21 protein-coding genes and 1 tRNA gene are annotated in these 22,961 nt (G+C 54.0%); 7 read left to right on the top strand and 15 right to left on the bottom strand.

The window, feature by feature from the left end; translation table 11 throughout:
- Positions 1-175 precede the first annotated feature (175 nt).
- Positions 176-2,077 carry a molecular chaperone HtpG gene (htpG, locus tag WCZ84_RS00110; protein WP_372684212.1) on the top strand — a complete coding sequence of 634 codons (1,902 nt, stop codon included), beginning with the start codon at positions 176-178 and terminating at the stop codon, positions 2,075-2,077.
- A gap of 141 nt (positions 2,078-2,218) precedes the next feature.
- The gene (locus tag WCZ84_RS00105) at positions 2,219-3,121 is read left to right on the top strand and encodes a LysR family transcriptional regulator (RefSeq protein ID WP_372684211.1); all 903 of its coding nucleotides are present in this window, start codon (positions 2,219-2,221) and stop codon (positions 3,119-3,121) included.
- An 87-nt stretch (positions 3,122-3,208) separates the two neighbouring features.
- Here the strand turns inward: WCZ84_RS00105 and WCZ84_RS00100 are convergent, their stop codons facing one another.
- The 9 genes from WCZ84_RS00100 to WCZ84_RS00060 form a co-directional block, all read right to left on the bottom strand.
- On the bottom strand, positions 3,209-4,609 hold the full coding sequence (locus WCZ84_RS00100) for an amidase (RefSeq protein WP_372684210.1): 1,401 nt from the start codon (positions 4,607-4,609) through the stop codon (positions 3,209-3,211).
- A gap of 82 nt (positions 4,610-4,691) precedes the next feature.
- Positions 4,692-5,741 carry a GTP-binding protein gene (locus WCZ84_RS00095; protein ID WP_372684209.1) on the bottom strand — a complete coding sequence of 350 codons (1,050 nt, stop codon included), beginning with the start codon at positions 5,739-5,741 and terminating at the stop codon, positions 4,692-4,694.
- A complete protein-coding gene (locus WCZ84_RS00090) occupies positions 5,738-6,043 on the bottom strand; it encodes a hypothetical protein (protein ID WP_372684208.1) in 306 nt (101 codons plus the stop codon). The genes WCZ84_RS00095 and WCZ84_RS00090 overlap by 4 nt, the downstream gene beginning before the upstream one ends.
- 39 nt (positions 6,044-6,082) lie before the next feature.
- On the bottom strand, positions 6,083-7,507 hold the full coding sequence (locus tag WCZ84_RS00085; protein WP_372684207.1) for an amidohydrolase family protein: 1,425 nt from the start codon (positions 7,505-7,507) through the stop codon (positions 6,083-6,085).
- A 189-nt stretch (positions 7,508-7,696) separates the two neighbouring features.
- Positions 7,697-8,380: an ABC transporter ATP-binding protein gene (locus WCZ84_RS00080; RefSeq protein WP_372684206.1), complete on the bottom strand. Its 684-nt coding sequence runs from the start codon at positions 8,378-8,380 to the stop codon at positions 7,697-7,699.
- Between the two features lie 36 nt (positions 8,381-8,416).
- Positions 8,417-9,190, bottom strand: coding sequence for an ABC transporter ATP-binding protein (locus tag WCZ84_RS00075; protein ID WP_372684205.1), 774 nt, complete (start codon positions 9,188-9,190; stop codon positions 8,417-8,419).
- Positions 9,177-10,049 (bottom strand): branched-chain amino acid ABC transporter permease, encoded by an 873-nt coding sequence (locus WCZ84_RS00070; RefSeq protein ID WP_372684204.1) that lies wholly within the window; start codon positions 10,047-10,049, stop codon positions 9,177-9,179. Before WCZ84_RS00070 ends, WCZ84_RS00075 begins: the two co-directional genes overlap by 14 nt.
- Before the next feature lie 44 nt (positions 10,050-10,093).
- The gene (locus WCZ84_RS00065) at positions 10,094-10,978 is read right to left on the bottom strand and encodes a branched-chain amino acid ABC transporter permease (RefSeq protein WP_372684203.1); all 885 of its coding nucleotides are present in this window, start codon (positions 10,976-10,978) and stop codon (positions 10,094-10,096) included.
- Between the two features lie 54 nt (positions 10,979-11,032).
- The gene (locus WCZ84_RS00060; RefSeq protein WP_372684202.1) at positions 11,033-12,196 is read right to left on the bottom strand and encodes an ABC transporter substrate-binding protein; all 1,164 of its coding nucleotides are present in this window, start codon (positions 12,194-12,196) and stop codon (positions 11,033-11,035) included.
- A 459-nt stretch (positions 12,197-12,655) separates the two neighbouring features.
- Between WCZ84_RS00060 and WCZ84_RS00055 the strand changes: the two genes are divergently transcribed.
- The 3 genes from WCZ84_RS00055 to WCZ84_RS00045 are packed head-to-tail and all read left to right on the top strand — an operon-like array spanning position 12,656 to position 17,308.
- Positions 12,656-14,008, top strand: coding sequence for an MmgE/PrpD family protein (locus WCZ84_RS00055; RefSeq protein ID WP_372684201.1), 1,353 nt, complete (start codon positions 12,656-12,658; stop codon positions 14,006-14,008).
- Positions 14,005-16,098 carry an acetate--CoA ligase family protein gene (locus WCZ84_RS00050; protein WP_372684200.1) on the top strand — a complete coding sequence of 698 codons (2,094 nt, stop codon included), beginning with the start codon at positions 14,005-14,007 and terminating at the stop codon, positions 16,096-16,098. The genes WCZ84_RS00055 and WCZ84_RS00050 overlap by 4 nt, the downstream gene beginning before the upstream one ends.
- A 46-nt stretch (positions 16,099-16,144) precedes the next feature.
- Positions 16,145-17,308, top strand: coding sequence for an acyl-CoA dehydrogenase family protein (locus WCZ84_RS00045; protein ID WP_372684199.1), 1,164 nt, complete (start codon positions 16,145-16,147; stop codon positions 17,306-17,308).
- 47 nt (positions 17,309-17,355) lie between these two features.
- Here WCZ84_RS00045 and ampD read toward each other — a convergent pair whose 3' ends face one another.
- The 3 genes from ampD to WCZ84_RS00030 all read right to left on the bottom strand — a co-directional run bounded on the left by ampD (position 17,356) and on the right by WCZ84_RS00030 (position 19,158).
- The gene (gene ampD / locus WCZ84_RS00040) at positions 17,356-17,961 is read right to left on the bottom strand and encodes a 1,6-anhydro-N-acetylmuramyl-L-alanine amidase AmpD (protein WP_372684299.1); all 606 of its coding nucleotides are present in this window, start codon (positions 17,959-17,961) and stop codon (positions 17,356-17,358) included.
- Between the two features lie 62 nt (positions 17,962-18,023).
- On the bottom strand, positions 18,024-18,272 hold the full coding sequence (locus WCZ84_RS00035; RefSeq protein ID WP_372684198.1) for a PP0621 family protein: 249 nt from the start codon (positions 18,270-18,272) through the stop codon (positions 18,024-18,026).
- Entirely contained in the window at positions 18,265-19,158 is an 894-nt protein-coding gene (locus WCZ84_RS00030) for an inner membrane protein YpjD (RefSeq protein WP_372684197.1), read from the bottom strand. Before WCZ84_RS00030 ends, WCZ84_RS00035 begins: the two co-directional genes overlap by 8 nt.
- A gap of 93 nt (positions 19,159-19,251) precedes the next feature.
- On the opposite strand from WCZ84_RS00030, the gene ffh reads away from it, so the two are divergent.
- Positions 19,252-20,661, top strand: a complete 1,410-nt coding sequence (ffh, locus tag WCZ84_RS00025; RefSeq protein ID WP_372684196.1) for a signal recognition particle protein — start codon at positions 19,252-19,254, stop codon at positions 20,659-20,661.
- Positions 20,662-20,716: 55 nt separating this feature from the next.
- On the opposite strand, the gene thiS is transcribed toward ffh, so the two are convergent.
- The 3 genes from thiS to trmB are packed head-to-tail and all read right to left on the bottom strand — an operon-like array spanning position 20,717 to position 22,601.
- The gene (gene thiS / locus WCZ84_RS00020) at positions 20,717-20,917 is read right to left on the bottom strand and encodes a sulfur carrier protein ThiS (protein ID WP_372684298.1); all 201 of its coding nucleotides are present in this window, start codon (positions 20,915-20,917) and stop codon (positions 20,717-20,719) included.
- An 18-nt stretch (positions 20,918-20,935) separates the two neighbouring features.
- A complete protein-coding gene (pip, locus tag WCZ84_RS00015) occupies positions 20,936-21,874 on the bottom strand; it encodes a prolyl aminopeptidase (RefSeq protein WP_372684195.1) in 939 nt (312 codons plus the stop codon).
- Positions 21,864-22,601, bottom strand: a complete 738-nt coding sequence (gene trmB, locus WCZ84_RS00010) for a tRNA (guanosine(46)-N7)-methyltransferase TrmB (RefSeq protein ID WP_372684194.1) — start codon at positions 22,599-22,601, stop codon at positions 21,864-21,866. Before trmB ends, pip begins: the two co-directional genes overlap by 11 nt.
- Positions 22,602-22,677: 76 nt before the next feature.
- Here trmB and WCZ84_RS00005 point away from each other — a divergent pair.
- Positions 22,678-22,751: transfer RNA gene (locus WCZ84_RS00005), tRNA-Gly, on the top strand.
- Positions 22,752-22,961: the final 210 nt, after the last annotated feature.

Below are 22,961 nucleotides of genomic sequence, written 5' to 3'. Positions count from 1 at the left end.
TGGGAAAATTTTTGACGTGTGCTGCGGGTTCGGTCGCCCGCCGGCGCTGCGTCCCCCGATATCCGCGTCCCTTGATATTTCAGCGGCTGTCCCCAGCTATTCAGCCAGCGGCTGTGCACAGGCGGTGCGCGGCTGATCTGTTCAACCTCGATACACACACCACGCACACATCACTATGAGCCAAACAGACACACAAGCGGCCGATACCCTGGGGTTTCAGGCTGAGGTCAAGCAACTGCTGCAGCTGATGATCCATTCGTTGTACAGCAACAAGGAAATCTTTCTGCGCGAGTTGGTCTCCAACGCGTCCGATGCCTGCGACAAGCTGCGCTTCGAGGCGATGGACAAGCCCGAATGGATGGAAGGGGGCGGCGAGTTGCGCATCCAGGTCGAGTACGACAAGGATGCCCGTACCCTGACGGTGGATGACAACGGCATCGGGCTGTCGCGCGAAGAGGCCATCGCCAACCTGGGCACTATTGCGCGCTCGGGCACGCGCGAGTTCTTCAGCCGCCTGACCGGCGACGAACAAAAGGACGCCCAGCTGATCGGCCAGTTTGGCGTCGGTTTCTACTCTTCTTTCATCGTTGCCGAAAAAGTGTCGGTCCATAGCCGGCGGGCGGGCCTGCCGGCCGCCGAGGCCGTGCTCTGGGAATCCGACGGCCAAGGGGAATTCACCATCGGTGCCCTCGAAAAGCCCGAGCGCGGCACCCGCGTGACGCTGACCTTGCGCGCCGATGAGGATGAGCTCCTGTCGGGCTGGAAGTTGCGCGACATCCTGCGGCGCTATTCCGACCACATCTCGCTGCCCATCCAGATGCGCAAGGAAGAGTGGGACGCCGAGAAATCCGAGCAGGTGGTAAAGGACGAGTGGGAAACCGTCAACCAGGCCAGTGCGCTCTGGACCCGCAACAAGGCCGACATCACCGACGAGCAGTACAAGGAATTCTACAAACACGTCAGCCATGACTTCGAAGATCCGCTGGCCTGGACGCACAACCGGGTCGAGGGCCGCAGCGAATACACCCAGCTGCTCTACATCCCCAAACGCGCGCCCTTCGACCTCTGGGATCGGGATGCGCGCCACGGGGTCAAGCTGTACGTGCGTCGGGTCTTCATCATGGATGACGCCGAGCAGCTGCTGCCCGCCTATCTGCGTTTCATACGCGGCGTGGTCGATTCGTCCGATCTGCCGCTGAATGTCTCGCGCGAGATCCTGCAGGAAAGCCGCGATGTGCGCGCCATCCGTGATGGCTCGGCCAAGCGCATCCTGGGCCTGCTGGACGAAATGGCCCAGGAGAAGCCCGAGCAGTATGCGGAATTCTGGGAACAGTTCGGCCAGGTCCTGAAGGAGGGCGTGGGCGAGGATACTGCCAACCGCGAACGCATTGCCGCGCTGCTGCGCTTTGCGTCCACCCAGTCCGACAGCCCGGTTCAGAGCGTGTCATTGGCCGACTATGTGGCGCGCATGAAAGAAGGCCAGACCAAAATCTATTACCTCAGCGCCGATTCGTATGCCGCGGCGGCCCACAGCCCGCACCTGGAAGTCTTCCGCCGCAAGGGGATCGAAGTCCTGTTGCTGTCCGATCGGGTCGACGAGTGGATGCTGTCGTACCTGCGCGAGTTCGACGGCAAGTCCCTGGCTTCCGTGGCCAAGGGGGATCTGTCGCTCGATGCGTTCGAGGACGAAGCCGAAAAGAAGCAGCAGGCCGAAGCCGCCGAGGCTTTCAAGCCGACGCTCGAGCGCCTGAGCAAGGCCCTGGGTGAGCGTGTCAAGGAAGTTCGCGCGACGGCCCGGCTGGTCGATTCGCCCGCGTGCGTGGTGGTCGACGAAAACGAACTCAGCCCGCATCTGTTGCGCATGCTGAAGGCCGCGGGTCAGGAAGCCCCCGAGCTGCGTCCCATCCTGGAAGTCAATCCACAGCATGCGCTCGTCAAGCGCCTCGAAGCCCAGGATGACACCCAGTTCGCTGAATGGGCTGAACTGCTGCTCGATCAGGCCCTGCTGGCCGAAGGCGCGGCCTTGAAGGATCCAGCCGCGTTTGTGAAGCGCATGAATGCGCTGTTGCTGGGGTGAGTTGGCAGTCGCGTTCCGACAACGATATCCTAGAGCCAGCCATGGCCACGCTGCCACGCAGGGGGATTTAAAACGCCCGCTGCGTGGCAGCCTATACTTTCACAAGACAGTGTCCAACTACATAAATGGTTAGATAAGCTTATGAAAGGACTGGATATCCCATCTTTGGAGGTGTTCGTTGCCGCGGTCGAAGAAAAAAGCCTTTCGCGAGCTGCCGATCGAGAGAATCTGGTTACGTCGGCGGTAAGCAAGCGGATCGCCGAGTTAGAGAAAAAGCTAGAGCGTACGCTTTTGCTTCGCCATGGCAGGGGTGTGGAACCTACGCCAGCAGGCACATTGCTGTATCAACGGGCAAAAAACATCTTGCGCAGCGTGCAATTGGCCGAGATGGCGGTCAGCAAATATTCTATCGACGGGATGGCCAAAATCAGATTGGCCGCCAACCCCTCCACGCTGCTTCAGTTTTTGCCTGGCAAGATGGCTGCATTCTTTAAGGGTCGTACCAATGTCAGCATCGACTTGGTCGAGGCGCATAGTTTCGATATCCCTCGCATGGTGGCGGAAGGTAGCGTGGATATAGGTATATACCATGCCAAGTACCCGGCAGCCGGTGTCACGTCATTTCCCTTTGTGAATGATCGGGTCGGGTTGGTCGTGCCGCTGGGCCATCCTCTCGCGGATCGTCAGGAACTTTATCTAGAGGATGCGCTTGACTATGACCTGCTGGGATATTTCCCTTTACATTCGCTCGACAAATTCCTGGCATATGTCGGGCCAAGTCTGAGCCGTCCGCCCACCGTGAAGCTGCAGGTGTCCAACTTCGAAACGCGCTGTAGCATGATCAGGGAAGGGCTGGGGATAGGGATTGTGCCCGAGAGGATCGCAAGTCATTATTTGGGCAGCATGGGATTGACCTTGCTGCGTCTGAAAGACGACTGGGCCGTGAGAAATTTCTTTGTTTGTGTACTGAGTGAAGCCGATAGCAGCTCGATCGTCATGGAGTTGCTATGCAATTTGAGCGAAGACGTGGCGCATAATGTTTGAGCGCAAGGCCCCTGTTTGTGAGAATCCAGGGCATGCCCAAAGCTGTACGTTGTAGAGCGTTTAATCGTATAGCAGCTCGTGCGGGTCTCAATGGATGGCTGGAATGTGCTTGTGCCAGTTGGTATGGCTCTGGAATAGATGTCCTATGGACAATAGAAGGTTTTCCTGATGTGCTGCAGAAATAATTTGAACTCCAATTGGCAAGCCTTCGTTGGAAAATCCTGCTGGAAGCGATATAGCACAAGTGTTCAGATAGTTCACGGCGCGGGTGAATGAGCCTATTGCAATATGGTCGGTGATAGTCGACTCAATAGGGCAGGCGGGGAATGGTGTAGTAGGTGTTAAAAGAAAATCATATGATTTCATCCACTCTTTGAAAATATCGATGCAGGCTTGGCGGCGCTCCAACGCAGAAAGAAATGTTCGGGCAGGAATGTTCTTGCCGGTTAATATACGGTTTCTTACGTAGGGATTCATAGGCGATTCGGGGTTTTCCACATACTCCCTGTAGATATGATACGCTTCGGTCATCGCTATCAATCCATTTGCATCTTTCATTTCCGAAAAATCAAGAGGGAAAGATCCATCTACTACATCGATGCCAAAAGACTTGAATGTCCGCACTGTATCGTTCATTACCTGCCTGACGTCATCATCAATTTCGCACGGATATGCTTCCTCTTGCAGTACGGCGATCTTCAAATTGGACACTATTTGTTTTGCAGGCAGTAACGACTCTGCCATCATTGCCAGCGATGAATCATCGAGACCATAGAAGCGGGAATCATGCAAGACACCAAGTATCAATGCTGAATCTAATGCAGAACGACTTAAGATGCCGATCGAATCGAGGCTGGGTGACAGGGGAACATTCCCGCGCATACTGATTCTACCGAATGTGGTCTTCAGCCCTGTCAGGTTATTAAGCGCGGATGGAATACGCACCGATCCACCCGTATCAGATCCAATCGCAACCGGCGCCAGCCCGGCCGCAACGGCAACAGCAGAACCACTGCTTGAGCCACCTGGAATACGGTGATGGTTCCAATCCCATGGGTTTCTCGGGGTACCCATCAGCGGATTGGTGCCGACGCCTCCTGCAGAAAATTCGACCATGTGTGTCTTTCCGATCACTATCATGCCAGCCGATGCAAGCTGCTTATAAATCTCGCTTGTCTGATTGCTTATACGGTTTATCCAAGCCGGTGATCCTGCCGATGTGGCATGTCCTTCTATCTCGCAAATATCCTTAAGCGCGATAGGAAGCCCCAACAGCATACTGGATGGCATGCCACGCTTTAGCATGAGATCGGCTGCTCGAGCGTGCAGCAATGCCTCGTCTGCGTATACCGAAACATAGGCGGACGTCTTGCCGTCCAATTCTAGAATTCTATTTATGAAGGTGCTGGTGACGTCTGCACACGTATAGCGTCCATTTCTTATACCGGAGATAAGCTCCATCAAGCTGGAGTGCGCGATTTCATCCATGATGTCTGGCCATTATTTTGGTATAACCTGTCGGAAGCCCTACAAAAGTCATAAGTGATTTGCCTTGGCGAGCGAATTGGCGTTAACGAAGAATACGACCGCGATCTGCATCCGAGCTAATCCGAGAGATTTCGTCAGTTACTTCTTCTTCAATGAGTTCCAGTAGATTGATCGACATATTTCTGGAAATATGTTTTCCGATAATCACCATGCGAGTTGTATGGTCTTCTGAAGGCCAATTTTCGAGCCATGTAATGGGGTACAGAACGTGCTGCATTCCTTGCACTACGGCTGGCTTCCCCGGCTCTTCCTTGATATTAATGAGCCCTTTTATCCGTAATAGATGCTCCCCATAATTGCTAACGAGCGCTTCGAGAAATAGGGACAATGTAATCGCATGCAGCGGGCTTTCGCGCACCAAAGAGAATGATGTTATTTCATCATCGTGTCTATGCACGTGATGGTTCACACTCGAACCGTCATCAGTCATGAGCCATTCGAGAAAATACTCGGCGCCAGTTGCATTTGCGTAACTTCCCTTAAACAAATCCGTAGGAGCCATAATGCCTAAAGTAGCGCGGTGTATAACAGCTCTCGGATTTATGGAAGTAATGGAAGCCAGCATGTCTGGAGGCTCTTCATCTAACAGATCATTCTTGGTTATTATAATGTGATCAGCGCATGCTATCTGACGGGCAGGTTGCTCGTAGGAATGCAGTGTATCGATTCCGCTTAAGGCATCAAATGTTGTGACTACACTCTGTAGCTTGAAGTCTGATAATATCTTGTCGTCTGTGAGTATTGCTTGGATGATTGGGATGGGATCTGCCAGGCCTGATGTTTCTATGATGACCTGGTCGAACGGTACAATATCGTCCTTTGTTCGCCGAAGGACGAGATCGTAAAGTGTAACCAAGAGATCGCTGCGTATCTTGCAGCATATGCAGCCTGTCGTGAGCTGGATATAATCCTCGTTGCTGGCTTCAACCAAGTCGTGATCCAGCCCGATTTCGCCAAATTCATTGATGATGACCGCAGTACGGTTCAACTGGGTAGAATGCAGTAGGTTTCTCAATATGGTTGTTTTCCCACTGCCAAGAAAGCCAGTCAGCACCATAATAGGAATTTTCATGACAAATCATCCAATTTGCTGATTACACGCAGTGCCGTACTACTCTTTATACCAAACTGATCCCGCAGGTTTCCCAGCAAACCAATTATTGACAAACAAGGCAATTCCTGCTTGTCTTCGCCACTTCTTGTCTGGATCCACCAGCGAACAGGGTGATCGGTTCGAGATGCTCGATTTATGGATATGAATATGTTCTTTTTTTCATGATGAATTGTTATCCCCTTGTTCTGTTGCCGGATAAAATAATCATCTATGCCCCACGACTTCAGACTTTCTGCGATTACGATGAAAATTTTTTCCATTAGAGGATGCGTTTGAATATATAAATGATTGTCCCCATGTCATAAAATTCCTGCGTGTATGTTGTCGGGAATCCTCCTGAATAGATATTTGCCGTCATTCAGATCTCCAAAGAATTTCCCGTCTTCGACCATGATCTTCCCCCTTAATATAGTCATGGACGGCCAGGCATCGACTTCATGTCCCTCCCATGGCGAATGATCCGACTCATGAAGCATCTCGTTGGTGATTACAGTTTTCAGTGCTGGATCCAGAATGGTGATATCGGCGTCGCTCTTCGCTACGATCGCTCCCTTGATTGGATACAGACCCATTATCTTGGCAGCATTGGTCGAAGTGAGATTAACGAATTCGTTAAGCGAAAATCCACGCCTTCCAACCATTTCTGTATACATGACGGCCAGTCTAGGCTCTACCCCGGCGTTTCCTCCTGTGGTATTGTCTATTCTGTTGCCTTGTAATTTTACTGAAAGCGAACAACATATTTCATCTGTCGCAATTGTATGAATTATGTTATTTTTCAATCCGTTCCAGAGTGCATCGTGGTCTTCCTCATATTTAAGGGAAGGATAGGTATGATAGATTTGTCCATTGGGACGGGTGTAATCCTCTGCTGTGAACATTACGTATTGGTGTAGCGTTTCCCCGTAAATCGGAAGGCCCTTGCTCCTTGCCTCGTGGATCGCCGAAACGCCTGATTCGGCACTAACGTGCATAAAGTAAACGGTAGTTCCTGGTACCTTGCTTGCCAAGTGTATGACCCGCCGAAAAGAAAGATCTTCAGACAATGCATTGTGTACTTCGGCAAGATGTTTGAATTCGACTCTACCTTCATGGAAAAGCTTGTCGTACATATGCATTACAATGTCATTATCCTCTCCATGGATAACGCACATGCCGCCATGGCGTGATGTAACCTTGAAAGTCTCCCAAATATCTCCGAAACTTAGCATTCTCCCGCTTCGACTGGGTGTAATGTCTGTCGTAAATATTTTCATCGTGGGGTAGCCGTCTATGATCGCATCCCCTATCTGATCGAATATTTCGTATGGAAGCTTTCCCTGAAGCATAATGTGATAAGAATAATCACAATAGCAATTTCTGTGCCAATCACCATCTCGGTTTCTTATGGCTTCTTGTATGGTATTCCCATGTTCCCAGCGTGCAAAATCCAATAATGTTGTCGTACCTCCGAATAGGGCCGCTCGGCTGACTACCTCTGGACCGGCCGTATACCACCACGTCCCATCGAGCCCAGGTTGGGGCCAGGCACAATGAACATGCGGATCGATGCCGCCCGGCATGACGATTTTCCCAGTAGCATCAATGAATCTACGTGCATTCTCCCGTTTTAGAAGGCCTGGTACGGAAGTCGAGGCGATTTTTCCGTCTTTAATGGCGACATCCAGTTCCTCAACGCCATATGGCGTTACCACTCTATCACTTCGTATAATAAGATCGAACATGTTTCACCTATAAATAAGTGCTTATATCGTGATCCACATCGGGATCCGAAGTTCCAATATATCCCCAACAAACGAAGACTTTATTTTATGAATATATAGGAGTCACGTGAATCCCGTCCGAATTGGTTGTACGGTGATTCCGATGGTTTTATTGATGGGCGGATGCATGTTTATTGGTAGATCAAAAACCTAAAATAACCGCCAAAGATCGTCATCGTCAAGCAACTCCGTGTTGGTTCCATCAAATATTTTCCTACCGGATTTTATGACGATTGCGCGATCCACATACTGCAGTGCGGTCTGTATGTTTTGCTCCACTATGACTAAGGTTGCGCCAGTCGCTTTATTGACCTTGGAAATATTTTCGAAAACATCACGGACGATGATGGGAGCTAAGCCCGTAGTGGGTTCATCAAGCAAAAGGACCTTGGGATGCGTCATAAGCGCCATTCCCAGCGCCAGCATCTGCTGCTGCCCGCCACTTAAAGAGTCAGCTTGTTGCCGGTGTCGCTCTTTTAATATTGGAAATAGTTCAAAAATCTCTTCCTTCAGGTCAGATTCGTGCCTTAGACCAGATATTTGCAGATTTTTTTCTACGGTGAGGCTTTTGAATACGTTGTTTCCCTGAGGAACAAATCCAATCCCCCGTCGGACATTCCGGTCTATTTTACCGGGCAATATTCTCTCATCCTCTACGGTAATGCTGCCCTCTATATGGTCAATATCTCCAATACAGGATTTTAATATTGTTGTTTTGCCAGCGCCATTGTGGCCGAAGATGCCGACTTTTTCTCCTTCACGAATTTGAATCGTAATGTCATGCAGTACCTTGAGTTTGTTATAATATGCGCAAACATTATTAAGATCGAGCATTTTTGTCTCTTATGTAACGCGTGTCAGCTTGATACGCTAAGTACCAAAATATAATTCGGTCAGTGTTTTGCTTGCCAACAGATCATCAATTTTCCCTCGTTCAAGGATCTTTCCATTAGACATGAAAATCGCGTTGTTGCAAAGGTCCTTTATGAACGAGATATTATGCTCTACTATGCAGATCGCCTTTCCTGAAGCGGCTTCCTCATGAATAATATTTTGCATTGTCTCGTAAGCCTGCCCTTCGACACCTGCCATAGGTTCATCCAGCAGCAAGCAATCACCGTCGTTCATCAGAGCTCGGGCAAGACCGATCAGCTTTTGTTGGCCAAATGATATGTCAGTAATTCTCTGATGCGCAAGATCCTTCAAGTTCATACGCTCTAATATAGACATTGCCTGCGAGAAAAGAAGCTTATCATTGTTTTTGACCTTAATTGGCCTGAGTAGGATATTGAGTAGACTTTCTCCAGGGTATATGCGTGGCGCGATGAGCATATTATCGATGACGTCCATCGATTCGAATAGCCGCATATGTTGCCACGTTCTTGAAATTCCCAGGCGTGCACGTCGTGATAACGGGAAGCCGTTGATTTGTGTTCCCGAAATCTTGATGAGACCAGCGTCTGATTGAATCACTCCGGAAATGAGATTGAACAGGGATGTTTTTCCTGCGCCGTTTGGTCCGATTAGCCCAAGTATTTCGCCGCGACGTAACTCGAGTGAAATATTATCTGCGACTAAGATGCCGCCAAAACTCTTGCAGAGATCTGTAATTGACAGAACGACTTCAGAATCATTTCTTTTCATGAGCTCTATCCATTTCCGAAGTGATCAATCCTTTGGGTTTCAGGAAGAGAAATAATATTATAAGCAAAGAGAAAATAAGTCCTTGCAGATTTGCCATTATGTTTTGTGGCAAATGTAAAAAACTTATGGCTTGTGGAAGAAGTACTAGTAGAATGGCGCCTACCACTGGCCCCCACACGGATCCCATACCACCTACCACTACCATGGTCAGTATCGTAGTTGACTGTAAGAGTTCAAATTGGTCCAGACTTATATATTGATAAAAATAGGCAAAAATGCTACCGGCTATCCCGGCCATCCCTGATCCTATTGCAAATATGGACAGCTTCAGGTGAATGGCATCGCGGCCTAATGTGACGAATGCGAGCTCGTCATCCCGCATGGCCCTAATGGCGCGCCCGTATGGTCCACCGATAAGCCAGTGCACAAAAAACACGGAACAGGCTGCAAGACACAGTGTAAGTGTCGCGAAATAAATGTTCCTGTTGCTACCTTCTATGATGTTTGGAATGTTCCCCAACCCACTCGCGCCACCAAGAAAGTCTATATTTTTTATGATCTCCAAGAGCCCCAGCTGAAATCCGATGCTTGTTATTAGAAAATAGTCCCCCGAAATCCTAAGAGAAGGTATGGAGAGAAATGTCGACATTATAAGTGCGACTGCTCCACTGGCGATTATGATGACTATGGGGCTGTAGGTGTAGTGAACAGATAATATAGCCGTCGTGTAGGCTCCAATCGCGAAAAAGATTGGATGGGCTATACTCATGAGGCCCGCGTAGCCAATGATCAAATTAAAGCTGACGCTCAGTATAACGTATATACTGATGATGACGAGAAGGGATATTATGTATTCCATGGTCTTGGCGTTGAATATAAATTGAATGTAAATTCACCTGGCCATTATTTCTTTTGCCTTCTGAAATTGACCCCACGCGGAAAGAACAGAATTGTTATAAATAGAAATAGATAGAGCATCGATCCCTGCCACTGTGACGGAATTACGAATATGCTCAATCCCTGAGTTATGGATAGCACCAGTGCGGCTATTGCTGCTCCGAATATATTTCCCATTCCACCCAATAGGGTTGCGATGACTGCGAACAGCATCATTTGTATCGGCGTTTCAGGAATTATGAGCGCTCTCATGCCCAATAGATACATGCCTGCGGTGATCAACATCGCGGTCAGTACGAACGTGATCAGCCATGTTCGCTGTGTATTGATGCCGTGAATTTTGGCAAGGTCGGCGTTATCGGCGACTGCTTCGATATATTTCCCCTGACGGGTGTGGTTGATGAACAAATATAAGAAGACTAATATAAGAATCGTGGTGGGTATCGCCATGAGTTCCCAATGAGTAACTACGATGCCCTGGACAATTATTACCGAAGACAGGATACTGGGCCTCAATGAAACCGGTTCCGTGCCGAAAATCATTGCCAGCAGGTAAAACAGGAAATAAGAAACTATCAGTGTGAGTATAAAATATGTCAATCCTGGGGATTTTCTGGCTCGTAAGGTTTCGAACCCATATTTCTCTAGGATGATGCATCCCGCTGCAGTAAAAACAAAACCTATGGCGATGTTTAACCACATCGGGAGATGCAGGAAGTTATAGCCGGCATACATGACATAGAAAGACAAGCTCATGAGACCGGCCTGCGCGAAATTCCATATTTTTACTACTTTGAGTACGAGTGCGAAAGCTACCGAAAATAATATGAGATAGGTGGAGGCGCCAAGCCCTGTCCATAGTGTCTGTAGAATAGCCATCGGATCTACCATTCGTTAGTCCCTCTTTGATCTACCCGCACATGGGTAGAGCTTGACGCCCATGCATTAATTTATAGTAGCTAATGGTTCGAATTTTCCATTTTCCACAGTCAGCAAATAGACTGGCTTCAATACCCTGTGGTCATCACTGAAGGTGACATAACCGGTTAGCGGAAGCTCGAAACTCTTTATGTCCAGCAATGCCTTTCTCATGTTTTCGCCGGTGATGGGCAGATTGTTCTTGAGCACCCACCGGTACAACTCCGCAATTATATATGGAGTATCATAATTATATTGAGTGTATGGCATCCCATTTGGGACCCTATTATAATTTTTCATCCAGCGTTCAATATATGCGGGCATGTTTTCATTGTCGTTAACACCGGGAGACAGTGAAGTAACAATCAGGCCTTCTGCAGCATCGCCAAGCTGTTCAATCACTTTTGGATTGAAGCCAATAGAGTATGTGGATATTCTTTGCGTGAGTCCAAGCTGTCTAATTTGAGCTACCAGCTGTGGAAGATCGCCAACGAGTCCATGGATATGGATGATATCCGGATTTGCTGCCTTGACTTGAAGGACCAAGCTGGTGAAGTCGGTTGTTTTTGGATCGTACGCTTCGTAAGAAACTACTTTCCCCCCAGCTTCCTCGAATATTTTTCTGTATATCCTTGCACCAGGAATTCCACTGTCATTGTTTATGTACAGAATGGCAGCTTTCTCTTTTTTGAGTACGTCGTGCGTATATTTTGCCAAGGCCGTTACATCTACATCAGCCAAGGGAAACACAGTGTACACGTAATCTCCAAGCTCAGCGATGTCAGGGGAATTCGCACCTACACTGAATTCGATCACTTTTTCGCGATTTGCAATCGGCGCCACCGCCTTGACCACTGAACTCCAGGATGTTACCAGCGCGGGGACCTTGTCTACGTTGATCAGGCGGTTTACCGCATTTATACCGAGTTGCGGGTTTGCCTGGGTATCCAGGGCGATCATTTCAAGAGGATGCCCGTCGACCCCGCCGCTTGCATTGATGTCGTCGACTGCCCATTGCTGCGCCGTAACCTGATCCGCACCAAATAGCGCTTCAGGGCCACTCATGGGTAGGGCTACTCCAAATTTCAATGGCGGTTTTGTTTCTGCGACCGCGTTGGTGATGGGCAGGATCGCCATACCCGATAGCATGGCAGCCATAAACACCATAGTTAAGCGATTTGCTTTTTTCATGTTCATAATCCTATTGTCGAATGTCTCACTGAGATTTTCAGAATGGTTTGCTTCTTAATTCATATGCCTGCCTTTCTGAGGTTCTTGCGCGCGTCGTTCGTCTTGGTTGCGATGGGTTCGTCAACTGGCTATTGTCATAAAATTATTTCTCCTTTGACCTCATGTTATGCGGTATATGGTCTCTGCTTGAGCGAGATTTCTTGTGTTTTTCAAAACGGGATAGCTGCTACAGTCGACGGTCATGTCCCCGTTCGCGTTCTATGGCTGCTTTTTCCCCCGTTCTTACCGCATCTTAGCAGCATAATATGTTTTTGCTTTTCCGCTTTGGAACAGTTTCATTCATATTCCTATGGTTTTTGAGAACACAGTCTTCACAAATTTTCATGTCTGGCCCCCGTTGGGTTCGGTATCGTCATGGGTGTATCTGGTGTGTCCAAACTAAGGAATATAGCGCCGAATATGATAAATCGAAATGCAGTTCTTGCCGATTTGGTGGCACGCGCAACTGGTCTATGCGAGGCAGGGTTCAGCACAGAGGTAATGCATGCAGCCAAGCGGGTCTTTCTGGATTGGTTGGCCGCCTTGTATCCAGGGACGCAGATCGCTCCAGCGACATTGCTGCGGCAGGCTTGGCATGACGAGATCGGCTATGGTCGGAGTCGTTTGCCAGGGGTACAGAACACGGCCTTCGCCGCCACAGCGGCTTGGATCAACGGTTCCGCATCGCACGCCGTGGAGCTGGACGACATTTTCAAGGACGGTTTGTATCATCCAGGCTGCCCGGTGATCGCAGCTGCATTGGCCGCAGGTGATCAAGTTCAGTCGTCCGGCGTGAATTTTCTGCATGGAATTATTCTTGGTTATGAGGTTTCTACGCGTATTGCGGCCGCCATTCAACCTGCCCACTATCGTTACTTTCATACGACGGGTACCGTTGGCTGCATAGGGGCAGCCAGTGCAGCAGCAGCTGTCCTGGCGCCAGGAAACGCGCAAGTGGCACTGCATGCGGCGGCTACGGCGACCAGTTTTGCGAGTGGCTTGCAACAGGCTTTTCGTTCCGATGCAATGACCAAGGCGTTGCACGCGGGCCATGCGGCTGCAGTGGGGGTACGGGCAGCTCAGGCGGCTGCGCAAGGGGTCACTGGCGTGGCGGACATATTGGATGGTCCAGTAGGGTTCGGGGCCGCACTCGCAGAAAGTCCTGATTGGTCTGGCATAGCGGAGGACCTTGGGGAAAAGTTCAATATTACTCATATGACTCACAAAGTGCATGCCTGCTGTGGCCATACTTTTGCGGCCATCGATGCCGTGTTGCAGTTGCGCGGTACTCATGGTTTGCGGGCAGAGGAAATCAGCCGTATTGAGGTATATACGTATGGTGTGGCCTTGGAAGTGGTTGGCAATGCAGAGCCGGTATCAGATTTTGAAGCCAAGTTCAGCCTTCCGTATGTCGTATGTCACGCGCTGATTGAAGGGGGGGTAGATCCTACGTCATTCACACCAGAAAAATTGGCAGACCCGGAAGTCCGGGCGCTGATGGCGCGGGTCGTGTTGCATGAGGATCATGATTTAAGCGCAGGCTTTCCACAGCGGCGCGCTGCTCGTGTTCATATCACAAGGCATGATGGAACAGTGCTTGAACATTTTTCTCCGCATAGAAAGGGCGATCCGGAGGATCCGTTGTCGGACGCAGATCTAGATCAAAAATTTCTGCGCTTGACCAGCGCTGTTATGGGCGACAAAGCGGCACAGGCTTTACGGGATCAAGTATGGGATTTGGACAAACTTGATCTGGGCGACTTGATCCTATGAATACATTGGTCAATCAAGATGATTTCATTCGGGCATTGATGGATCCGCGTCGCGTGGCGCTGGTTGGCGTATCAAGCAATGCAAAGAAAAATACGGCGCGACCCCTGCTTTTTATGCGCAAACATGGATTTTCAGGTCGAATTTATCCTGTCAATCCACAGCACGATGAGGTTCTTGGCGTCCAAGCCTATGCTGCGCTTTCCGAACTACCGGAGCCCGTTGACCACGTATTCATTATGGTCGCCCATGATTTGGTGGAAGACCTATTGGAAGAATGCGCGACAGCTGGTGCCAAGGTGGTTACGGTTTATTCTGATGGATTTGGTGAGTCAGGACCAGATGGGGTACAACGCCAGGCGAAGCTGGTTCAGCGTGCTCGGGCCCTGGGCCTGCGGTTGTTAGGGCCAAATTCAATTGGCCTGGCCAATATCGCGTCGGGCTGCATTATTTCCGTTAATGCCGCGTTTGCTGCCGATGACTTGGTGCCGGGTCATGTGAGTATGGTTTCCCAAAGCGGGTCTATGATGGGATCGCTCTTGTCGCGTGCTGCGGCTCGTGGCTTTGGTTTTGCCAAGTCGATTTCAGTAGGGAACGAAGCAGATATTTCGGTGGGTGAAATTCTGAACGCCCTCGTTGACGACGAGAATACGCATTCAATTCTGCTTTTTCTGGAAACTATACGCGAAGCGCCCATTTTGGCAGCGGCGCTGCGCAGGGCGTATGACGCGGGCAAGCCCGTCATCGTATATAAACTAGGGCGTTCCGAGTTGGGCGAGGTTCTGTCCAGATCGCATACGGGAGCCATTGCCGGCGATGACGCTGCCATGGGCGCGTTCTTGCGGGCACATGGGGCGATACGCGTGCGTACGTTGGAGGCCTTGTTCGAGACTCTGCCTATGGCCGAGGCGTATGCAAAAGATGCAGTACCCATCCATGATCGGAAACCTCGCGTCGCGATCATGACAACCACTGGAGGCGGTGCTGCAACGGTAGTGGATGCCATGGGATTGATGGGTTTGGAGGCGGTGTCTCCGCCGGTAGAGTTTGTAGAGCGGATGGCACAACGTGGGCTTCGTTTACGCCCATCTCCGGTGATTGATTTAACCATGGCCGCTAGCGGTGTGCAGTATCAGGATTTACTCGAACAATTACTGCAAGCGCCCTGGTGTGACGGCGTATTGAGTGTAGTAGGTTCTTCTGCGCAGTTTCATCCAGAATATGCGGTACGTCCTCTGATTGGGGCGCATCGGCCAGCCGACAAGCCTTTGGCTGTATTTTTAGCACCGGAAGCTGGGACGTCTTTGCGTCTTTTATATGAACAAGGCATTGCCGCCTTTCGTACTCCTGAGTCATGTGCTGATGCCTTGTCGGCATTTTTGTACCGGAATGCCCCTGAACCAACAGACGTAGGAGGCGGCGTCCCAATTTGGCCTGCAGACGTGCCCAAGCAAGGTCCGCTCAATGAATTCGAGGCTATTCAGGTGTTCGATGCGTTAGGTATATGTACTGCGTCGGCGCAATTGCTGCAGGGGTGCCAGCAACAGCATGACCTTCCATACCCAGTGGTGGCCAAGATATGTTCACGCGATATCCCCCATAAGACTGAGGTCAATGGGGTGCGTACGGACATCATGACGGCCGATGCATTGCAGGAGCAAACACAGGATCTGCTGGCCGATGTGGCCCGCCGGCGCCCTCAGGCCCGCCTGGATGGCGTTCTGGTGCAATCCATGGAGCGTGGGCTGATCGAACTCATCTTGGGTTACCGGCGTGATCCGCTGGTGGGACCTACCGTAATCCTTGGTGCCGGAGGTATTGCGGCGGAGCTCAATCAGGATTATTCCATCCGCCTTGCCCCGGTCGGCCTATCTACGGCGCGGCAGATGATTACCGAGGTGCGTCTGACGCGGCTCGTGCGCGGCTACCGGAATCTTCCGCAGGGGGACATCGATGCGCTGGCCGACGCCATCGTGCGATTCTCGCACCTGGCCGATTTGGACAGTCCGGTTGTGGAAGAGGCCGAAGTCAATCCGCTATTCGTGCAGGAAAATGGGGTCGTAGCCATCGATGCCCTGGTCCGTGTGGCGTGAATCTACCGCGCTCTGCAAACCGATCCATGATTTCAACCAGGAGTCGATGATGTACGCATTTTCCCTGACACCCGAGCAAAGGGATTTCCAGACGGCCGTGCGCCGGTTTGCCGAAAAAAACCTGCGTGATGGCGCTGTGGCAAGAGCCCATTCTCGTGAATACCCGTGGGATGTCGCGAGGGCCATGGCGGGACAGGGCTTGCTCGGGTTGATTATTTCCGAACAGGATGGTGGCGTGGGTGGGACCTTGATGGACGCGGTCATCGCCATAGAAACAGTGGCTTCTGTGTGTCCACGTAGCGCCGACGTGGTCCAGGCAGGAAATTTTGGAGCAATTCGCGTACTGGCCGAGTACGGTAGCGGCTTCCAGAAAGAAAAATACCTGCAGCCGTTGTTGCAAGGCACAGCGCTGATTTCGGTAGGCATGACCGAGCCCGATGCCGGCTCGGCCGTCACCGAGCTCAAGACCACGGCGACTCGCGACGGCGCGGGATGGCGTATCCGGGGTTCGAAGATTTTTACCACGCATGGGCCTCATGCGGACTTCATCCTCGCTTACGTGCGCTTTGGTCCGGGCACGCGCGGCATTGGTTCGGTCATGATCGAGACGCGTGCCGAGGGTGTGCGCCTGGGTAAGCGCTCGGCGTTCATGTCTGACGAAGAGTGGGTCGAGATATTCTTCGATGATGTGTACATTCCAGACGAGCAGGTTGTGCTGGGTGAGGGGGGGTTCAAGAAGCAGATAGCCGGCTTCAACGTCGAGCGCATCGGCAATACGGCCCGTTCATTGGCCCTGGGCCGCTACGCGTTCGAGGAAGCGCGCCAATGGGCGCTGCAACGCCAGCAGTTCGGGCGTCTGCTGTGCGAGTTCCAGGGGCTGCAATGGAAGTTTGCCGATATGCAGATCAAGCTGGATGCCGCGCAACTGCTGCTGTATCGTGCAGCCTGCAATGCTGACACCGGTTTTCCGTCCGCTGCGGAAACTGCGATTGCCAAAGCCTATTGCAACCAGGCAGGGTTCGAGATTGCGAACGAGGCGCTGCAGGTCATGGGCGGCATGGGGTACAGCCGTGAATCCTTGGTTGAATACTGCGTAAGACGCTGTCGGGGCTGGATGATTGCCGGTGGCTCGATCGAGATCCTGAAGAACAGGATCGCCGAACATGTATTCGACCGCCGATTTTCACAGCGTGCCGGTGGCGCGCACTGAGCTGGAAGGCAGGGCTGGGTTTGCAAGCCCGGTTCAGCGAGCCCGATTCAGCAAGCCCCCGCACTGCCATCATCGGCGGCTGGCAGTGCGGCATCCGGCCACCCTGCCTCCACCCCATAACGCGGCCAGTCGAAGGCGGGTCCTGGATCGGTCTTGCGCCCTGGAGCGATGTGTTCGTGACCCCGGACGTCGGCCAAGGGGTGGCGCGCGCGCAGGGCTGTGGTCAGTGCCGCCAGCCGTGTGTATTGGGCCGGCGTATAGGGTATGTGGTCGGTGCCCTCGAGCTCGATGCCGATCGAAAAATCGTTGCAGTGGGTGCGGCGCCTGAATGAAGAGACACCAGCGTGCCAGGCGCGGTCGGTGGTGGCCGCAAACTGAACGATCATGCCATCGCGGCGGATCAGGAAATGCGCGCAGACCTTCAGGTCGCGGATGTTTTCGAACCACGGATGGCGGCTGACATCCAGCGTATTGCAGAAAAAATCAATGATCGCATCGCCACCGAAATGACCTGGCGGCAGGCTGATGTTGTGCAACACAAGTAGCGTCGGGTCTTCCTGGCCAGGGCGCTGATCGTGGTTGGGGGAGGGCCGGCGCAGGATGTCTCTGGCGGGCGCCAGCCAGCCGTCGCCTTCGAGCACCAGGGTGTACATATCGCGCGGCAGCGCAGCACCTGGCAGGGCGCTCGATGCGGTGCGTGCCTTTGCGCGCGGGCTCACCTCTTGAGCCCCATGCGGGCGTGTTCGGCGCTGCACCAGGTGCGCCCCTGGCTGAGGAATGCCTCGGAACGGGGCAGGTAGACTTGGCAGTGCGCGCAGCGCACCATGGTTTCGGCCGCCTGCTGCCCGATCTCGGCCTGGCGCCGTTCGGCGAGGTGCCGGGCGCGGGCCTTTTGTTGGGCGAGGATGCGTGAGACAAGGAGGACCGCCAGGATGACGACGGCCCACAGCAGAAACTTAGCCAAGCGGAGCCCTTTGCAGTATGACTTCAAGAACGAAGCGGCTGCCGGTATACGACAGCAGCAGGAAGACAAAACCGGCCAGTGTCCAGCGCAGCGCCGTGCGCCCGCGCCAGCCCCGCAGGCGCCGGCCCGTCAGCAGCACACCGAAGGTGAGCCAGGATAGCAGCGTGAAGACGGATTTGTGGTCCAGTGGCAGGATGAGGTCGCTAAACTGCAGCGATACGATGATGCCTGTCAGGATCGAGAGGGTGAGTACAATGAAGCCGATGCCGATCAGGCGGAACAACAGCTGCTCGAGGGTAAGCAACGGGGGCAGCAGGCCCATGGCCTTGTGCATGGGCCCTGCATCGTCCTGCGTCAGGATGGGGCGGTGCAGGTGGCGGTCGAGCGTGGCCATGAGCAGGGCATGCAGCGCCGAGACCGTCATTAGGCCGTAGGCGACCATGGAAATCAGCAGGTGCAGGCGAAGCCAGTCGCTGCTGGCATGGGGTACCAGATAGCCTTCGGGGAACAGGGCAGCCAATATGCAGGCCAGCGCAGCGGCTGGCAGCAACAGCAGTTGCAGGCTATCGAGGCGCAGCAGGAAATTTTCGATCCAGAATACGATCATGCCCAGCCAGAAGGCGACCGACAAAGCCAGGGCCCAGCCCAGGTACAGCCCCTGAGGCACCAGAATCGCCGTGCCCAACCCGGCACCATGGAGGATAATGGCACCCAGCAGGCACACCCGGCCCAGGCGTGGCGAGATGGGTGCAGAAGCAGCCCAACTGGCCAGATCGGGTTCGGCGGCGGGGCGGATCGAAGGGCGCAACAGCGGGCGCCAGACCGCCAAGCCCAGCAAGGCGTAGGCCAGTGCAGCAAGCAAGTGAAATACAATGCTGACGGACATGGTTTCGTTGGCGTTTGGCGGCTTGCACAACGCAAGCAGTAATCTTTCATTTTAAGCCCTGCCTGCTGCATCAACCAGTTTTTGGATTTTTCTATGCTAGACAATCTCACCTCCCGCCTTTCGCGCATCGTCAAGACCATGCGGGGCGAGGCCCGGCTGACCGAGTCCAATACACAGGACATGCTGCGCGAAGTGCGCATGGCGCTGCTCGAGGCCGATGTGGCCCTGCCGGTCGTGCGCGAATTCGTGGCACGCGTCAAAGAACAGGCGTTGGGCCAAGAGGTCGTTGGCAGCCTGAATCCGGGCCAGGCGCTGGTCGGGGTGGTGCACAAGCAACTCACCGCTCTCATGGGTGGCGACCTGGGCGATGGGGCTGCCGAATTGTCGTTGGCCGTGCAGCCGCCTGCCGTCATCCTCATGGCGGGTTTGCAGGGGGCGGGCAAGACCACCACCACCGGCAAGCTGGCCAAGTGGCTGTCCGAGGGCGGGCATGTCCAGCAGGGGCGCAAAACGGGCAAGAAGAAGGTTCTGGTGGTCAGCGCAGACGTCTACCGCCCGGCCGCCATCGAACAGTTGCGGACGGTGGCGGGCCAGGTGGGGGTGGACTTCCTGCCAACGGACACCCAACAGAAGCCGTCCGATATCGCCAGGCAGGCCTTGGATCATGCGCGGCGGCATCACCACGACGTGCTCATCGTCGATACGGCCGGGCGCTTGGGCATCGATCAGGCCATGATGGATGAAATCGCCGAACTGCATGCGGTGCTCGAACCCGTTGAAACCCTGTTCGTGGTCGATGCCATGCAGGGTCAGGATGCCGTCAATGTCGCTCAGGCGTTCGCCCAGGCGTTGCCGTTGACCGGGGTGGTGCTCACCAAGCTGGATGGCGACGCGCGGGGTGGCGCAGCCCTGTCGGTGCGCCAGATCACGGGCAAGCCCCTGAAGTTCGTGGGGGTCTCTGAAAAGCTCGATGGCCTCGAACCCTTCCATCCCGAGCGCATGGCCCAGCGTATCCTGGGCATGGGCGACATCGTGTCGCTGGTCGAGCAGGCACAAAAGAACATCGACATCGCCGAAGCGCAGAAGCTGGCCTCGCGGCTGAAGTCCGGTGCGCGTTTCGACCTGAACGATTTTCGCGAGCAACTGCAACAGGTCAAGAAAATGGGCGATATGGGATCCCTGCTAGAGAAGCTTCCAGCCCAGTTCGCCCAGGCAGCGGCGCAGGTGCAGGGCGGCCAGGCCGAAAAACAGTTGGCACGCACCGAAGGCATACTCAATTCGATGACGCCGCTCGAGCGCAGTAAGCCCGAGCTCATCAAGGCTTCCCGCAAGCGCCGCATCGCAGCCGGGGCCGGCGTGCCGGTGCAAGAGGTCAACCGCCTGCTCAAGCAGTTCGATCAGATGCAGGGCATGATGAAGCAGATGAAAAAGGGCGGCATGGCCAAGATGATGCGAGCCATGGGTAATATGCGTGGTCTGCCCGGCATGAGCGGGCGCCGTTAAGCAACGCCGTGGCGCCTGCTTGCCATGACCCGCTTGTTATGCTTGGCCCACAAGCCTAACCGCCACCCACGGCCGTGATGATCTCTATTTGATCGCCCTCGGCCAGCAGGGTATTGGCGTGGCTGCTCTTGGGCACGATCTCGCCGTTGCGTTCGACGGCGATGCGCTTGTCTTCGAGGCCCAGTTGGGCGAGCAGATCGCGTATGGTGCGGGCATTTTCCAGGGTGGTGCGTTGCCCATTCAGATGCAGGGTCAGGCTCATGGCAGGGTCTCGTCAGGCTTGGGCAAAGTGGTCGGTGGCGGCCAGCAGCTGTTTCAGGATGCCGGGCTCATCATAGGCATGGCCGGCATCCGGAACCAGGTGGAACTCGGCGCGCGGCCAGGCCTGGTGTAGATCCCAGGCTGAGCGGGCCGGGGTGCAGGCATCATAGCGCCCTTGGATGATGACCCCCGGGATGTCCGCCAGCTGGCTGGCCTGGGCCAGCAACTGGCCCTCCTCGATGAAGCCGTGATGGTGGAAATAATGGTTTTCGATGCGGGCGAACGCCAGGGCCGCCGCGTCCGTGGCATGCGAGTGCAGGTGTTCCGGATTGGGCAGCAGGCTGATGGTGCGGCTTTCCCATTGTGTCCAGGCGTGGGCGGCCTGCAAGCGCAGCGTATCGTCCGCGCCAGTCAGGCGCCGATGATAGGCGGTGATCAGGTCATGCCGTTCGGCCTCGGGGATGGGGGCCAGGTAGTCCTGCCAGTAGTCGGGGAACAGCCACGAGGCGCCTTCCTGATAAAACCAGCGAAGCTCGGCCTGGCGCAGCAGGAAGATGCCACGCAGGATCAGAGCGGCGACCCGCCGTGGGTGGGTCTGAGCATAGGCCAGCGCCAGAGTCGAGCCCCAGGAGCCGCCGAACACCACCATGGTGTCCGCTTGCAGGACGGTGGTTCGCAGTTCTTCGATGTCGGCGATCAAGTCTTGCGTGGTGTTGTGTTCGAGGCATGCCGATGGGGTAGACCGGCCGCAGCCGCGCTGGTCGAACAACAGGATGCGGTAGCGTTGCGGATCGAACAGGCGGCGATGGTGGACGGCACAACCCGCCCCCGGCCCGCCGTGCAGAAAAATGACCGGACGGCCTTCGGGGTTGCCGCAGAGCTCCCAGTACACCAGGTGCCCTTGCCCCGCATCGAGATGGCCTTGCGCATAGGGCGTGATTTCAGGATACATCGTGGCTCGACCTTGGTTTGGCAAAGATGAGATCATGGCTGGCATGGCCCAGACGCAGGCCCCGCCGTTCGAATTTGGTTTGCGGCCGCCAGGCGGGCCGTGGCGCGAAGCCGTCATGAAGATTCTGCAGCCCCGGATGGTCGGACAGGACCGCCAGCATATGTTCGGCGTAGGGCGCCCAGTCGGTGGCGCAATGCAGATAGGCACCCGGAGCCATGCGGCTGACCAGCAGTTCGATGAACGGGGCCTGGATCAGGCGCCGCTTGTGATGCCGCTTCTTGGGCCAGGGATCGGGGAAATAAATGTGCACGCCGGCGAGGCTCGCAGGCGGGATCATGGTTTGCAGGACTTCGACCGCATCGTGCTGGATGATGCGGATGTTGCCCAGGCCGTGCTCATGGATCTGCCGTAGCAGTGCTCCTACGCCGGCCTGGAAGACCTCGATGGCCAGAAAGTCTTCATCTGGCCGGGCCTGCGCGATCTGGCGCGTGGTTTCCCCCATACCGAAGCCGATCTCCAGCACGACCGGGGCCTGCCGCCCGAACACCTGCACAAAGTCCAGCGGCGTGTCTTGCCAGGGTACGGACCATTGCGGCAGCCAGCGTGCCAATGCGTCTTCCTGGGCGGCGGTGATGTGGGCCCGACGATGCACGAAACTATGGATGTGCGTGCGCCCCGAAGGGCCCAGCGACGTGGGTGTGGGCAGAGGGGATTTGGAAGGATTCAAAATACTGATAAAATGCAAAGCTTCGGGGTTTGTGGCAGCGCTTCATTTTAGCAAGATCTGCCATCGTGGCCCCCCGGCGGGTGTAGTTCAATGGTAGAACGGCGGCTTCCCAAGCCTCAAGCGTGGGTTCGATTCCCATCACCCGCTCCATATCGACTTTCCACGGACTTCCACAGAACGCCAAGAAAGGTCGTAAACTCTTGTCAGGATTGAGATTTTTAGCAAACCTTGATCCACTGGGCTCTACCCCATAAACGGGGGATGGGCATTCACTAGACACGGTTGATGACACCGTTCCAACCGCATTGAGCCAAGACTCTCATGCGGTAATTCTCAAAGTTTCTGAAGCCATAGGCCCTG

The sequence above is a fragment of the Castellaniella sp. genome (assembly GCF_041675725.1).
In the GTDB taxonomy this organism is placed as follows: domain Bacteria; phylum Pseudomonadota; class Gammaproteobacteria; order Burkholderiales; family Burkholderiaceae_B; genus Castellaniella.
The sequence above is the reverse complement of the archived record's forward strand: the minus strand, read 5'-3'. Positions and strand labels throughout refer to the sequence as shown.

Coding starts and splice junctions, on each gene's coding strand:
- htpG (WP_372684212.1), top strand. CDS start 176: ATGAGCCAAACAGACACACAAGCGGCCGATACCCTGGGGTTTCAGGCT.
- WCZ84_RS00105 (WP_372684211.1), top strand. CDS start 2,219: ATGAAAGGACTGGATATCCCATCTTTGGAGGTGTTCGTTGCCGCGGTC.
- WCZ84_RS00100 (WP_372684210.1), bottom strand. CDS start 4,609: ATGGATGAAATCGCGCACTCCAGCTTGATGGAGCTTATCTCCGGTATA.
- WCZ84_RS00095 (WP_372684209.1), bottom strand. CDS start 5,741: ATGAAAATTCCTATTATGGTGCTGACTGGCTTTCTTGGCAGTGGGAAA.
- WCZ84_RS00090 (WP_372684208.1), bottom strand. CDS start 6,043: ATGGAAAAAATTTTCATCGTAATCGCAGAAAGTCTGAAGTCGTGGGGC.
- WCZ84_RS00085 (WP_372684207.1), bottom strand. CDS start 7,507: ATGTTCGATCTTATTATACGAAGTGATAGAGTGGTAACGCCATATGGC.
- WCZ84_RS00080 (WP_372684206.1), bottom strand. CDS start 8,380: ATGCTCGATCTTAATAATGTTTGCGCATATTATAACAAACTCAAGGTA.
- WCZ84_RS00075 (WP_372684205.1), bottom strand. CDS start 9,190: ATGAAAAGAAATGATTCTGAAGTCGTTCTGTCAATTACAGATCTCTGC.
- WCZ84_RS00070 (WP_372684204.1), bottom strand. CDS start 10,049: ATGGAATACATAATATCCCTTCTCGTCATCATCAGTATATACGTTATA.
- WCZ84_RS00065 (WP_372684203.1), bottom strand. CDS start 10,978: ATGGTAGATCCGATGGCTATTCTACAGACACTATGGACAGGGCTTGGC.
- WCZ84_RS00060 (WP_372684202.1), bottom strand. CDS start 12,196: ATGAAAAAAGCAAATCGCTTAACTATGGTGTTTATGGCTGCCATGCTA.
- WCZ84_RS00055 (WP_372684201.1), top strand. CDS start 12,656: ATGATAAATCGAAATGCAGTTCTTGCCGATTTGGTGGCACGCGCAACT.
- WCZ84_RS00050 (WP_372684200.1), top strand. CDS start 14,005: ATGAATACATTGGTCAATCAAGATGATTTCATTCGGGCATTGATGGAT.
- WCZ84_RS00045 (WP_372684199.1), top strand. CDS start 16,145: ATGATGTACGCATTTTCCCTGACACCCGAGCAAAGGGATTTCCAGACG.
- ampD (WP_372684299.1), bottom strand. CDS start 17,961: ATGTACACCCTGGTGCTCGAAGGCGACGGCTGGCTGGCGCCCGCCAGA.
- WCZ84_RS00030 (WP_372684197.1), bottom strand. CDS start 19,158: ATGTCCGTCAGCATTGTATTTCACTTGCTTGCTGCACTGGCCTACGCC.
- ffh (WP_372684196.1), top strand. CDS start 19,252: ATGCTAGACAATCTCACCTCCCGCCTTTCGCGCATCGTCAAGACCATG.
- pip (WP_372684195.1), bottom strand. CDS start 21,874: ATGTATCCTGAAATCACGCCCTATGCGCAAGGCCATCTCGATGCGGGG.